Raw genomic sequence first — 14,746 nt, forward strand, 5'->3', positions numbered from 1 at the left:
AACTATAGAAAAAAACAAAGAAGGTGGATTACATGAAAAAAAGCATTTGGAAAATTTGCGCAGCATGTTTGAGTGTCTTGCTTTTACATAGTACCTTTGGGCAACCATTACAGGCTGCGGATGAATTAACCTCTGAAACAACAATCACTTCGACTGAATCCTCAGCAAATGAAAAAATATCCGCAGAAAATTCTGTTACGAGTTCTGAACAGCTTCAGGAGTCGGCGACTGTACCAAGCGAGTCAGCCGCTGAATCATCAAGTGTTTCTAGTTCGTCGTCAATGACTTCGGAGAATACGGCAACATCTTCTGAGCAACCAGCAAGTTCTAGTACAGAGTCTAGCGGCGGGCAATCAGAATCCAGCACGGTACCTTCTAGTACAAAACCGACAGCTTCTTCAACAACCTCGAAGCCGTCTACCAGTACCACACCTAGTAAGGAACAAAGTGCGCCGTCAACTTCTAAAGAGACATCTGCCGGAAGTACGCAAGCAAGTCAAGAAAACAATAGAAATAACGAAAATCAGATAACAGCTGAAAAACAACCAGCTCCTGCGACGACTGCACAATCTGCGCCAACGGCAGGAACCGGAGATACCGCTGCGGCGGCTACACAAACTGCGGCTGTCCTTTCACAATTAGATGAGGTTACCTTGGATGAATCCCTACGTGTAAGTGATGTTTCAGAATCTGATTTAAAGGGCTTTGAATTACCACTTTTAAAAGCCTTTGAAGACAAAAGCAAAGCAGTTCTGGTTTATGAAGGGATAAGACAGGTTGGCAGGTACCAAGTAACGACTGCAGAAGCAGATAAGACAGGTCAGACCTTTAAGACAACAGAAGAGTTACTTCATCTGATCACAAAAAATCTCTTTGGCGAATCGGCAAAGACAGCTCAAAAAGTAAGTATTGCCAATGAAAAAAAACAGCCGGGAGATTTGCTTTATAAGGATGATCAATTGTTTGGTTTGTATTTAGGCGGCGACCATTACTTAGTTGCAGGTGATCCGAGTGACAAAGAAAAAACGGAAAATCCAGAACAGGCCGATCATAAAATCGGAAAAATTGCTCTTTTTTCTGACCAGAAAGACTTGGAGCAAACACTGCAGGTACAGCGTTTAAGCAACAGCACCTTAACCACCTATGGCAAGGAAGTAGAAAAAGCTTATCCAGCATCCATGGACTTTACAGAAAACGAGCAAACCCAAGCCTTCATTGAAACAATTGCAAAATCGGCTCAAAAGCTGGGACTCGATTATGATGTGTTTGCCTCAGTGATGATCGCTCAGGCAATCTTGGAAAGCGGATCAGGTACGAGTACCTTAGCGGCAGCTCCTAACTATAATTTATTTGGTGTTAAAGGGAGCTACGAAGGCGCTTCGGTGAATTTTTCGACTCAGGAAGATCGAGGAAATGGCGATATGTATACTATTCAGGCGGCTTTCAGACGTTATCCTAGCTACGCAGAATCGTTGGGGGATTATGTGACTCTTATTCGAGGCGGCATTCAAGGAAACGAAGAGTATTATCAAGATGTTTGGCGCTCACAGGCGAAAAACTATCTACGATCTGCAAGTGCATTAACAGGAAAATACGCGACCGATACAAGCTACAATCGCAAAATCAGTTCATTGATTGCCGTTTATCACCTTACCCAATACGACCTGCCGATTCCGGAAAATAAAGTGACTGGAACCCAAACAAGTGCAGTCATGCAAGGAAAAGAAACCATCCCGGCGGCTTATCGTGAGAAAATGACTTACCCAGATTACGACGGGAAAAATTATAATCTTTCGGGTTCTTATCCCGTCGGACAATGTACCTGGTATGCGTATAATCGTGTCGCTCAATTGGGCAAACGAGTAGATGATTATATGGGAAATGGCGGGGAGTGGGGCGCCTCGGCCAAACGCTTAGGGTATCAAACGAGTCAAACACCAAAAGCAGGATGGTTAATCTCCTTTAGTCCTGGGACAGCCGGATCTGATCCTCGCTATGGGCATGTTGCCTTTGTAGAGGCTGTTACCGATGAAGGAATCTTGATTTCTGAAGGAAATGTGGTAGGAGGAACGATCATTTCTTATCGCATCATTCCAAATAGCTTGGCTCGTTCACAGCTGGTGACCTATATTGAAGCAAAATAACTTGAATCAGCAGACCGCAGATCTTGGGAAGGAACAGGCGGTAGATTCAAAGTTTGCTAGTACACCAGAGAGTAAAAAGAAGAAAGTCAAAAAAAGACTAATACTGATCCTTGCTTTCCTTGGTCTAGCTACTCTGGGATTTTTCCATACGAGGTATATTATCCATCCTGTTTCTGGCAGCTCTATGGAGCCGACAATCCACGATGGTGCCCAAGTGGTGATTGAAAAAACGCAGAAGGTTCAACGGTATTCCGTTGTGGCCTTCTCCGTTTCAAAGGAACCGGGAATGTTTGTCAAACGAATCGTAGGTATTCCCGGTGATTCAATTCTTGTACAGAAGCAGACGCTGATCCTTGATTTAGGCGGAAAGGGCACCTTTCAGTCGACTCTTCGCCTTGAGTTGAGTGAGTCAATTGCAGCTGAACTGGCTGGAAAAACAAGAATTCCGCCTAACTGCTATTTTATGCTAGGCGATAACACCGACGTTTCACAGGATAGCCGTAGATTTGGTTATGTTAAAAAGACACAAATCGAGGGAGTGCTGAAAAGTATTTTTCCTTGATGCTAGAAAAAGGAGGACGCCTCGTGTTTGTTATAAATGTCATTGGTGTCGTAATGATTGTGATGGTATTTGGGGTTTTGGTGCCACGTTTGTTTGTGCATTTTCAATTAACAAAAGTTGAAAAAGACCCGCAGCATTCTCAAGAATTCCGTCGAAAATTACGAATTGTACAGCAGCTGGCAAGTCAAAAGAACACTGTATTTCTGCTGGTAATCAGCTGGTTGCTTGCCACAGCGTTGTTGCTGTTAATGATCTCTTATTTTCGAATGGAAGATCAATTAGCAAAAACGCAGCAACGCGTTGTTCAAGTAGAAGAAGTTGTACAAAGGGTGAAAAACGAACAAAAGATGCTAATTTCAAAAGTACCGCTGCGTTCCTATCCGGAAGAAGGGTTGGGACTAGAGAGCATGGCTTGGGAGAAGGTCTTCGACGAGAACCAGCAGGAGTCACTGCAGCCAAAAATTGAAACGGAGCTGTCACAAAAGCTGGCGCCGTATTTTGGATTGGCACAAGCGATTGTTTCCATCGACGTACCCTCTCAAACGTTGAGTCTTTCACTGACTGGAAATACAGAAAATGAAGACAATCAAAAAATGATTGAAGCCAACGTGAACACCTTTATAAATGAAGCTAAGACGATTCCTAAGCTGACACAAATTCATATAGAAGTCTTAGTTACCGCGGAGGAAAAAGACAAAACAGTTTATAATGAAACGTTTTTACGCAAAAAGGATGACCAGAAATTTTCAAAAATAGAGAACACATCAAGTGATCAGAAAGGAAAAGGATAATCGTGGCAAAAAAGAATGACGGTTGGTTTTTTACCAAAAATATTATTGATGAAATCAATAATGTATCAGAGGATTTGTTTCCTGAAGAAGACGCAAGAGGAACAGATCAAGTAACAGAACAACAAGAATCTCTTGCAGAGCTGCAGCAAACCATTCAACAGTTGCAAACAGAAAAGCAACACCTGCAAACGGAACTAACGATGAAAGAAAAACAAATGAGGACTTCAAATGAAGGAGGCCAAGAGCAGGAAGCGCAAACAGCAAAGCTTCAAGCAGAAAAGACACAGTTAGTCGAAGAGAATCAACAGTATCAAGCTCAATTGACTGAGCTGCATCAGAAAATCGAAGTTTTGAAGGCTTCAGTAAAAAAAGAAGAAGCAACAGAAGGACAGGACAAAAACGAGCTGTCGCTTCAACGTGCGAATGAAGCTCTGAACGAACAGGTAGAAAAAATCACAGTGACAGTTAATCAATTAAAGGAAGAAAAACAAATCTGGTTGGCTGAAAAAGACGAATTATTGAATGAGCAAACCGCTGTTTTAACCAAATTGGATGAAATTCAAAGTCAACGAGAACGCGTGCTGTCAGAACTGGTAAAACAAACCACGCAGATGGAGCGTTTGCAAAAAGAATACGAGAATGCTAATGCTGTCAATCAAAATTTGACGGTGAAGCAAGAAATGCTGCAACAAAGAATAGCAGAAATAACGCGACGAAATACGAAGATACAAGAATCAAATGACGAACTGACAGCAGCCTGCGAAATGAAAGAGCATGAACTAATTGAGCTAAAAAAAAGAGTGGAGGAACTTCAACAAACCTTCGAGAACACCCAGCAGACATTTACACAGCTAAAAGAAGAAAAAAATACTTTGAATGAAGCTTTGGTAAACGCACACGCTGAAATTCAGCAGCTCCATGAACAATTGAAGCAAAATGATGATCAAGTCAAAGAACTAATGGAAACAAAGTGTTTGTTGCAGGATCGGACGGATGAGGCTGAGCAATTGAGCGGTAAAATCGAGCAGCTTAATGATGAAAAAGACGCTTTGACTACCCAATTAGTGAAGGCGACTAGAGAAACAGTTCAGCTACAGGAAAAATATGAGGGAAAAGAACAAGCCTTTCAAGAGCAGCAGGAACAATTAGCGCAGCAATCCCACGAATTGTATGAGCTGAGACAACAAATCGAAACAGAGAATTCCGCTCAAACAGGTGAGAACGATTTGTATGTTGAACTGCAGGAAAAAATCGCTGACCTAACTTCGCAAAATGAACGCTTGAAGCAAGAAGTCACTCAGGCTCAGCAGGAAATCGGCGAGGTCCTGCTTTCTGCCAGAAAACAGGCAAGTCAAACGATCGAAGAAGCACAGCTAAAGGCAGAACAAATCATTGCCTCCGCAAAAGTAGAGCTGAAGGGTATGAGTCGTCATGCGAACAAAATGTTAAGTGAAATGGATGATTCCAAAGAAGCAGTGCTAACAATGTATGAAGAGCTGCAGGAAAAAATGGAACAATTAGTCAAAGAAACGATGCCTCTAGAGCTTGAAGAACTGCATGTGCCTAGACAAAGGGATGAAATTTCAGAAGAACAATAGGAGTCTCAAGGGTAAGTGCAAGAAAAAATATAGCGTTTGGTTCAGTAACAATTATGAGGAGAAGGCATTCGTTGGAAAACAGTTTAAGTGTGACGCATTTGGTCAAGGAAGGCTGCTAAACACACGTCTTCCTTGGCTAAATCAGAAAAAGGAGGGAAGAAGATGTTAAAGCAAACACTTCAAATTAACAATATAGACGACTATTTGTACTATTTTATTGAAAAAGCAAATGAACAGTCATTTGAAATAAGGTTTCCTCAGGTCAAGGAGCGTATTCTGCAGAATTGTGCAGAGTTAAAAAATAGAATTGCTTCAATTGATGGAAGAAACTTTTTTCAACATTTAGCACAAATCAATGGACTGGAATCGGAAATATGGATCTTAATTGAAATGTGCAGCATCGCAGATTCAGAAGGAGCATCTATTTTTTCAGAGGAAGAAATATTAACAATTGCTCAAAATGATTTCAAAACCTATTTGAAGGAAAAATGCGGAATAAACATATTAAACACGCCGCCGCATTCCTTGCACTTTTTAACAAAATAATAGACATCAAGAAGCGAATCGTCTTTTTTCTCACTAAAATCAGAGAATATTTCGTCAATGAGACTCATTCAAGGGTATTTATTCGTACAAAAAAGATAGACAGCCAACGAGTTTTTAAAGTTTCTTTTAAACCTCAAAGTGTTTTGTCTATTTTTTTACACAGTGAAGCAGATAGATTGAGTCGGGTGAAAAAAGGTGATATATTCTAAAATTTATCAGGGGAAAAGGAGGAATATCAGTGCTAGATTCTTTTATCAAAGGACAAGATCAACTAGTACAGCAGCTTTTTTTATACTATTATCGATCCTATCAAAATTCATTTAGCTACAAGGAATTGATCGATGAATTGGATATTACATATCCAATGTTAAAACATGCGTTAGATCAGGTAGAAGCCATTCAAGCCGGCTATCCTGAGTTTTCTATAGATCGAGGAAGTCGTACAGTAACGATTACTTTCTCAGAAAAATTTTTATTGAACAAGATTCGTGTGAATCTGACCAAAGAAACGGTGCCATTCATTATCTGGAATGCGGTTTTCTATCAAAAGTTTACGTCGTTAGATGCCTTCAGCCAGAAAAATTATTTGAGCCGCCGCACAGTCCAACGTCAAATAGCCGCTTTTGGCCCGATTCTGGATCGTTATAAGATCGGATTAAATCTGAAGAAAAACGATCATTTAGAAGGGGAAGAATATCGTATTCGTTACTTTTTTCATAGTTTTTACTGGCACGTGTTCGATGAAATTGAAAGCAACCGGCCACCGATCACGGAAAAGAGTGCTTCAGAGATTTATCAAAAAATAACCGCTTATTTTCCATTTATCCGACATGCGGCAAAGGAACGTTTCATTAATCTTTTAGCAGTATCGGTCACGCGGATAAAGCAAGGGCACGTGATTTCTGAAGTACCGGATTCGGTGAGAAAATTCTACAATCCGTTCATGGCGAAGGGGGCCTTTGAAGAGAAGCTTTTATTACCGTTTTTTGAGGCGAATTTTCTTTTTTCTAAGGATTTAACCAAGGATGAATTACTGTATCTTTATTACATGTTTACGATAGGTCAAAGCTATCCAATTGATTCGATGCAGAAAATCCAATTGCAATCACCGATGTTTTTGAGTGATTATCGTCGCCTAATTGACGATTGGATCTCGTTGGTAGAAAGTCAGCTGAAGTTTCAATTTGGAGAAAATGAAAAGAAATACTTGTTCGTAAATGCCACCTATGTATTTTCATTTCTGCTTTCTTTTGGACTTAGTAATCAAATTGATTCCTTTGGGGATTACCTATCCGTGTCAGAGATGGAGGAAGAATACCATTATTTGTTCGCCGTTTTAGACGATATTGCACCTAAAGTAAAAACTGACAATCCAGAATGGACCGAAGCTTTGAAATCGAACTCGTTCAAATACTACACTTCTCAGTTGTTGTATTACATTCTAATGGATTACGATATACCGATTCGTGTGGCGATAGAATCAAAAGGACGGGGAATTGAAGAAGCCTTGCAGAAGCAAAAGCTTGTGCGCTTGAGTCCGCGGCCAATAATCATGGTGCGAATCAATGAGGAACCTGATGTGATTATTTCCGATTATGCGATTGATCTGTCAAAATATTTTTCATCAGATGTCCCTTACCTGTTCCAATGGAGTGAAAAACAGTACCTGCCTGATTGGGTGCGAGTGATCACCTTTATAAATGAGGTTCGGGAGCGAAAATACGCCCGATTACTGCCAAAGAATGTTGAAGAGGAACAAACCAGCGAACATAGACGTTAAAAATGAAATATTAGGAGAAAATTTTCAGAGAATTACTTTATAGGATTAGAAAATTTTTTGACTTACACACCCTAGGTAGAGGGAAACTTTACTTGGGGTTTTTGGATTGTCGAGAATCCTAAGCGTTCTATTGAAGCCATAGGCTTTTTAATATCAGTATAAAAGAAGATGATGGCTTCCATTTTTTACTGTTTTTACAATGAGAACAAAGAAGCTAAGCAAACCGCTTCCTATGAAACGGGTATCATAGCGTATACTCAAGAAAAAAATAGGAGGAAGGGTTATGAATACTTATGTTAAGGTTATTGACCGGAACGGAGAAGATTATTATTTTGCTGAGGTGGAGTACGAGAAAGGGATCATTGGAATAAGCAGGCATCGGGGCTTATATAAAGTGAGAGAAAGAGAAATTTATCCTTGTGATGTTCGAGAGATTATAATTGAAAAAACAAGTGAAGAAAGAACCATAAGCTTTTATCATGATAAAGAGCATTATACTTTTTTTGATTCTGGTAATGGCATTGTGTCATTTTTGAATCTAAAGGTAAATCCACTATTCTTTTCAAAAGTGATCTAAGGGTGTAGGAAAACATGATAAATAAGAGAAGAATCTGGATAGGTGCGTATCGGGATTCTTTTCTTTTTCAAAATTGAGGTAAAGAATGAGTCTTGTAGATATAAATGTTTTTAGTTAGATAAGATTAGGATATGAAAATATCGTCGGACTAAAATTATTTTATAAAACAACGATAACTTGGTTTTATAAAACGTAAAACTAATATGCTTTAACTGTGAGATTGTATTATACGAGTGTTCGCTATGAATAATAATTGCGACATTAATACGGAAGCAGGATGTGTTATACATAGAAAAAGCCATGTGATATATTTAACTAAAGTTGATAAGCGCTTACAATTTGGAGGAATAATTATGGAGGGAATGAATACAAGACAGAAGAAATTGATTCGATTACTTGTTCAAAATGATGAGTATTTAGCAATATCTTTTTATGCGACGAGACTTTCTAAGTCAAATCGTACAATCTATTCGGACCTAGAAAAAATACAAGAGGAGCTAACAAAGCTTCCTATTAAAGTCAGCATCGATAGAAGGCCAAGGAGTGGAATCAAGTTACTTGGAAGTGTCACAGAGAAAATGTCTTTGTTGGAAATTCTGGACGAGGATGTTCATGAATCTATTTATCTTGAGCCCGTTGAACGGCAATTTGAGATTAGCAGGATGTTGCTTGTCGATGGGAAAACCGTGACACATCAAAAATTAGCAGATAAATTTCACGTGAGTAGTAGTTCAATTTCTAATGATTTAGAAAAAGTGGATGAAAGCTACCCAGTAACAGTCGTTTCTTCGAAAAGGGGTACTTATATCGAAGGGAGTGAGGAGGAAATTCAACGAAGCCTTTTCCGATTTTGTGAAAATTACTTAAACATTAAAGGCTTTGGCAGTGAACAATTATTGGATACAAACGGGCAAGAATTTTTATCAGGTCTTTTTTCAGTACAGATTGTGGAGGCTGTTTTCCATGAAATTGATCGGATTGAGAGATTCTCTGATTACACGATTCCGGGACAATATAGAAAATCAATTATTATAAGTTTAATTGTCTTCTTCTTCAGATTAGGCTTAGGAAAGCATATTCTTTCAAAAAAGGAATTCCTGTTTGACCAGATCCAGTCTCTTGATACCTATTTTTTAGCGAATGAAATAATGGAAGCAATCTCGAAGAAAATACAGGTAGATTTTGACGATCAGGATCTATCTTATATTAATCGTCAGTTAGTAGGTTATGGCATTAAGCTGGAAACATCTACAGAACAAACCTACAAGAAATATGAACCTATAATTAATAAAATCATTCGAAATATGAGCGAGATCATGCATGTAGATTTTTCCAAAGATACGGCCTTGAAAGAACATTTCTCGCAGCATTTTATTCCAATGATTTACCGACTAAAGATGGGAATCGAAACAACCAATCCACTGTTAGCTGAAATAAAAAGTCAATATGCTATCATCTTCAGTTCAACCTGGTATGCGATGGGAAATGTGGAAAGCGAGTTGGGAGTCCACTTTAATGATGATGAGGTCGCATTTTTGGCGATGTATTTTCAAGTGTCACTTGAAAAAAGTCAGCATGGGAAGAAAATACTGATTGTTTGTCCAACTGGTGTAGGTACTTCTGAATTGATTTATAGCCGAATTAAGCGTGTGTTGCCAGCTCAAGATACAGCAGAAGTTACCACGATTCAAAATCTTTATCAAAGTGATTTAGACAGCGTCGATTTAATTATTTCATCTGTCAATTTAGATAAAATTGAAAAACCAATCATCAAAGTTTCTCCACTGATTACGCAAGAAGACATCAAGAACATTTCCATCCTTTATTCGGATTTCTTTTTTAATGAAGAAAGTAAAGCGACTAAACCAAAGGCGGAAACATTTCCATTTCTTAAAAAGGTCATCGATAGAGAATATATATTTACAAATCAATTTTTTGAAAATAAGGATTCTTGTTTAGATTATATGATTGATATTCTTAAAAAAAATAATATAGTTAGCACAGAATTTCGAAACGAGGTTTTTGAAAGGGAAAAACTGGGGGAAACGGCTCTAGATACAGGTGTGGCAATTCCCCATGCAGCGCCGCAGAATGTTTTGAAGTCTAAGGTTTTCATTTTGACTTTGAATCGTGGCATTGTTTGGGACAATAAGAGAGTTAATTATATTTTGCTTATTTGCATCTCGAAGGACGAAAAAAAGTTGGTTAAAGGGGTTATCACGGATATTCATAAATTAGTGAAATCCGAAGAAAACGTAAAATTTTTCTTTAATAAAACGCGTCCAGAAGAAATTTACCGCAAAATTTTAGGAGGATAACTATGACAAAGGTCATTACGGAAAATTTGATTGATTTGAATATTGAGGCAGAGGATAAACTTGGCGCAATCAGAGTTTTATCTAATAGAATTGAAGCTGCTGGCAGATTATATGATGGTGATGGTTATTTAAAAAGTGTTATTGAACGAGAAGAATTAACAACAACTGGTATAGGTTTTGGAATCGCGATTCCACATGGTAAATGTCCACATGTGAAAGAAACAACGGTTGCTTTTGGGCGATTGACGAATTATCTTGATTGGCAAAGCCTAGACGGGCAAGAGGTTGGGTTAGTATTTCTTTTGGCTGTCCCAGAGGAATGCAAAGGAGATCAGCATTTAAAAATTATTGCTAGTTTATCGCGAAAACTGATTCATCAAGATTTTAGAGAAACGCTTCAAAATGCAAAGACGAAAGAAGAAATTGTGAATTTACTAAACGGGACCTTAGCGGCGGTTGTCGCTTAATAATAAAAAAGGAGAGGAAAATGATGAAATTAGTTGCAGTAACAGCATGTCCTTCGGGCGTAGCACACACGTATTTGGCAGCAGAAAGCTTGGAAGTGGCTGCTAAGGAAAATGGTGTGGAGATTCACGTTGAAACACAGGGCTCCATCGGTATCGAGAATGAATTGTCTTCAGAGCAGATTGGCGCAGCAGATGCCGTTATTTTAACCAATAATATCGGAATCAAAAATGAAGAAAGATTTATTGGTAAACCAGTAGTCAGGGTCAGTGCAGGAGATTGTATCAACAAAGCAGGCGCAATTGTGAAAAAGTTGCAAGCAAAACTTGGATAAAAGAAATAAGCCTTCTCCACAAAGGCTCATCTCTTTTAACAAAAAACATTTGACATAAGTATACAACTTTTCACTCCCAAAAAAAAAGTAAAGGGGTATTAAGATGAACGATTTAGTGAAGATTTTAAAGGATACAAAAAAGCACCTAATGACAGGTGTTTCATACATGATTCCTTTTGTTGTAACTGGTGGTGTAATTCTTGCTGTTTCAGTATTGCTGAGCGGTGAAACGGCTGTACCAGATGCTGGGGCACTAGGTAAGATTGCTCAAATCGGTGTTGCTGGATTAGGACTTATGGTACCTATTTTGTCCGGATTTATTGCTTTTTCAATTAGTGATCGTGCTGCTTTGGCGCCGGGAATTATTGGAGGGTATCTTGCGAACAGTATCGGTGCTGGTTTTATTGGCGGATTAATCTCGGGGCTGCTTGCCGGGATTGTTGTTTTCTATTTGAAGAAAATCAAGGTACCATCCGTTCTCAGATCCGTCATGCCAATATTTATCATTCCGTTAATTGGTAGCTTAATTGTTTCAGGAATTGTTCTGTTTATTATTGGTGAACCAATAGCCGCGCTTATGAAGAGCTTAACTGGTTTTTTAGAAGGTATGGGTACAGGAAATATCGTTGTATTAGCATTTGTATTAGGAGCAATGAATAATATCGATATGGGAGGACCGATTGGCAAAGTTTCCTATGGCTTTGGTACAGCGATGTTATCCAACATTGATCCAGCTACTGGGTTGCCGACGGAATCATCATTAATGATTATGGCAGCTGTTGGCGTATCTTGCGCGATTCCAGCGATAGCTTGCGGATTATCAACATTAATTTTCAAAAAGAAATTTACACCTGAAGAACGTGAAGCCGGGAAAGCTTCATTGATTATGGGTTTTGTAAGTATTTCGGAAGGAGCCATTCCTTTCGCGGCGACAGATCCATTCCGAGTAATTCCTTCATTGGTTGTTGGTGGCGGAACAGGTGCAGTTATCGCGGCACTTTTGGGGGCAGGAAATCCGGCTCCATGGGGTGGCTTAATTGTAGCGCCAGTAGTGAATAATCCTTTTGCTTATGTATTAGCTATTGTAGTAGGAAGCATGATCGGCGCAGTACTCATGGGCGTGCTTAAAAAGGTGCCAAGTGCAGAAGAACAAGCAATCCAAACAGCCGATGAGGATATTGATTTAGATATCGAAATTATGTAACGAAAATAGCCAGTATGTCTAAAAAAGGTGTACTGGCTATCATTCTAAAACTTATCAATAAATATCCGATTTAGCAGGAAAGGGAGTTAGAGATGAATGATAAACACCTTACAGTGCAACTTTAATAGTATTGATTTGGACAGAATTAAAACTCTAAAAAACGACATGTTGAATCCAACAAGAGAAATTTCTTTAGAAAGAGCGCTGCTGTATACAGAAAGCTATAAGCAGACAGCTGGCATGAGTGTGATTTTAAAACGAGCAAAAGCGGTAGCACATATTTTAGACAACGTAGCAATTTCGATTCGTGAAGGAGAACTGTTAGCTGGCAATCGGACAGTGAAACCAAGAAGCGGTATCGTTTCACCTGAAATGGACCCGTATTGGATTTTGAAGGAGATAGATACAATCGATACACGTCCTCAGGATCAATTTCATTTTTCTGAAGAGAACAAGAAAATTTATCGTGAAGAGCTGTACTCCTATTGGCAAGGGAAATCCATGAAGGATTTTATCATGAAAAAAATTGATCGTGATATCCAAAAGTCGATTGATGAGGAAGTCGTCAGCTTGAACCAAACGGACAAAGGGCAAGGTCACATTATTTTGGATTTTCCAACTATTTTAAGGTATGGAATTGGTGAATATTGCAAAATTTTAAAGGAGAAAATCGCAGATAATCCTGAAAATGAGTTTTTAATCGCCGCCTTGATCGTCTTTGAAGCTTTTTCACGACATTGTGTAAGATATGCAGAGTTGGCAAAAAAAATATCGGAACAAGAAACTTCGGGAAAAAGAAGAGAAGAGCTTTTGGTTATTTCATCCATGTGTACCAAATTAAGCAAAGAAAAACCAGCGAATCTCCAAGAAGGGTTGCAGCTTGTTTGGTTAACCAGCATTGCCGCCCAATATGAATCCAATGCTTCTTCGATGTCGTTAGGTCGGATGGATCAGTATTTGTTTACTCTTTATCAGCATTCGATTGAAGAAGGCTACACAAAAGAAACTATCCTCAGCTATTTGATCGATTTCTTCATTAAGACAAATGATGTTGTTATTTTACGAAGTCAGCAAAGTGCCAAGTCATTTGCTGGTTTTCCGGTAGGCTACAATATTGCATTGGGCGGACTTGATTCATTTGGTCGTTCAGCAGTGAATGAGCTTTCCTATCTTTTTTTAGAGGCTTACGAATATGTGAAAATGCCGCAGCCAAATCTTTCAGTAAGAATGAACGAGTTGATTCCGCAAAAATTTTTGAATAAAACCTGCGAAACGATTCGTATGGGAACAGGAATTCCACAATTATTCAACGATGAAGTGTGTGTACCAGCGTTTCTAAGTAAAGGTGTTTCATTAGAGGATGCACGAGATTATGCGATTGTCGGCTGTGTCGAAGTGACGATACCTGGTCGTACCTACGGGCTTCATGATATCGCGATGTTCAATTTCTTACGAGTGATGGAATTGACAATGTATAGCTTCAAGGGTGATGAGACGATTACTTACGATAAGCTTTATCGCCGAATGAAGGAAAGGATTTCTTATTATGTAGAGCTGGTCACTCGAGGATCAGATATCGTTGATTTAGGTCATAGAGAATTTGCGCCAACACCATTTTTATCTTCGTTAGTGATGGATTGTTTAGAAAAAGGACTAGATTTAACAGAGGGCGGAGCACGCTACAACTTCTCAGGTATCCAAGGAATTGGACAAGCAAATTTAAGTGATTCGATGTATGTGTTGAAAAAAATGGTTTTTGAAAACAAAGAAATTACGTTTGAGGAAATGCTTGAAGCTATGGAGAATAATTATGAAGGAAAATATGCTGATCTGCAGGAGCATGTCATTAATGATTTTGATAAATACGGCAATGACAATGACGAGATTGATTTTGTAGCAGCTGATATGTTTAAGCATTACGCAGTGGAATTGGACAAATACACCAATATTCGAGGCGGTAAATTTAATCCCGGTGCCTATACAGTTTCTGCTCATATTCCACTTGGTGAGGCAGTTGGCGCAACTCCAGATGGACGGAAAAAACAAGAGCAATTAGCTGATGGCGGTTTATCGGCAATGGTTGGTCGAGATCGCTTAGGACCAACCGCAGTGTTAAAAACTGTCAGCAAGCTAGACAATATGTTGATGGTTAATGGAAGCTTGTTAAATTTGAAGTTTCAGCCTAACACATTGAAAGGAAAAGAAGGGATCGAAAAATTCGCCAATTTTCTGCGTGCTTATACGAAATTAAAAATTCAGCATATTCAGTTCAATGTTCAAACAAGAGAAACGCTACTTGAGGCACAAAAAAATCCAGAGAATTACCGTGGTTTAGTAGTCAGGGTAGCGGGCTACTCCGCATTTTTTGTTGATTTAAACGAAAAAATCCAAAACGACATCATCGCTCGGGCGGAACATGTTCTCTAA

The 14,746-nt window shown here is 39.0% G+C and carries 12 protein-coding genes; all 12 read left to right on the plus strand.

The features are described 5' to 3' along the window. Positions 1-32: 32 nt before the first annotated feature. The 12 genes from OMU_RS05845 (at position 33) to OMU_RS05905 (ending at position 14,746) form a co-directional block, all read left to right on the plus strand. Positions 33-2,144, plus strand: coding sequence for a glucosaminidase domain-containing protein (locus OMU_RS05845; protein WP_016179045.1), 2,112 nt, complete (start codon positions 33-35; stop codon positions 2,142-2,144). After that, positions 2,131-2,706, plus strand: a complete 576-nt coding sequence (gene lepB / locus OMU_RS05850) for a signal peptidase I (protein WP_016179046.1) — start codon at positions 2,131-2,133, stop codon at positions 2,704-2,706. Before OMU_RS05845 ends, lepB begins: the two co-directional genes overlap by 14 nt. A gap of 23 nt (positions 2,707-2,729) precedes the next feature. Beyond that, entirely contained in the window at positions 2,730-3,497 is a 768-nt protein-coding gene (locus OMU_RS05855) for a hypothetical protein (RefSeq protein WP_016179047.1), read from the plus strand. Positions 3,498-3,499: 2 nt separating this feature from the next. Next, positions 3,500-5,095 carry a coiled-coil domain-containing protein gene (locus OMU_RS05860; protein WP_016179048.1) on the plus strand — a complete coding sequence of 532 codons (1,596 nt, stop codon included), beginning with the start codon at positions 3,500-3,502 and terminating at the stop codon, positions 5,093-5,095. A gap of 162 nt (positions 5,096-5,257) precedes the next feature. Further along, the gene (locus OMU_RS05870) at positions 5,258-5,641 is read left to right on the plus strand and encodes a DUF7006 family protein (RefSeq protein WP_016179049.1); all 384 of its coding nucleotides are present in this window, start codon (positions 5,258-5,260) and stop codon (positions 5,639-5,641) included. Positions 5,642-5,879: 238 nt separating this feature from the next. Further along, a complete protein-coding gene (locus tag OMU_RS05875) occupies positions 5,880-7,421 on the plus strand; it encodes a helix-turn-helix domain-containing protein (RefSeq protein ID WP_016179050.1) in 1,542 nt (513 codons plus the stop codon). 283 nt (positions 7,422-7,704) lie between these two features. Next, positions 7,705-7,998, plus strand: coding sequence for a hypothetical protein (locus tag OMU_RS05880; protein ID WP_016179051.1), 294 nt, complete (start codon positions 7,705-7,707; stop codon positions 7,996-7,998). Positions 7,999-8,351: 353 nt separating this feature from the next. Further along, positions 8,352-10,316: a BglG family transcription antiterminator gene (locus OMU_RS05885; RefSeq protein ID WP_016179052.1), complete on the plus strand. Its 1,965-nt coding sequence runs from the start codon at positions 8,352-8,354 to the stop codon at positions 10,314-10,316. Positions 10,317-10,318: 2 nt separating this feature from the next. Further along, positions 10,319-10,783, plus strand: coding sequence for a PTS sugar transporter subunit IIA (locus tag OMU_RS05890; protein WP_016179053.1), 465 nt, complete (start codon positions 10,319-10,321; stop codon positions 10,781-10,783). 23 nt (positions 10,784-10,806) lie between these two features. Beyond that, on the plus strand, positions 10,807-11,115 hold the full coding sequence (locus OMU_RS05895; RefSeq protein ID WP_016179054.1) for a PTS fructose-like transporter subunit IIB: 309 nt from the start codon (positions 10,807-10,809) through the stop codon (positions 11,113-11,115). Between the two features lie 103 nt (positions 11,116-11,218). Then, positions 11,219-12,319: a PTS fructose transporter subunit EIIC gene (locus tag OMU_RS05900; protein ID WP_016179055.1), complete on the plus strand. Its 1,101-nt coding sequence runs from the start codon at positions 11,219-11,221 to the stop codon at positions 12,317-12,319. A 96-nt stretch (positions 12,320-12,415) separates the two neighbouring features. Further along, positions 12,416-14,746 (plus strand): formate C-acetyltransferase, encoded by a 2,331-nt coding sequence (locus OMU_RS05905; RefSeq protein ID WP_016179056.1) that lies wholly within the window; start codon positions 12,416-12,418, stop codon positions 14,744-14,746.

The organism is Enterococcus avium ATCC 14025 (genome assembly GCF_000406965.1).
GTDB lineage: Bacteria > Bacillota > Bacilli > Lactobacillales > Enterococcaceae > Enterococcus_A > Enterococcus_A avium.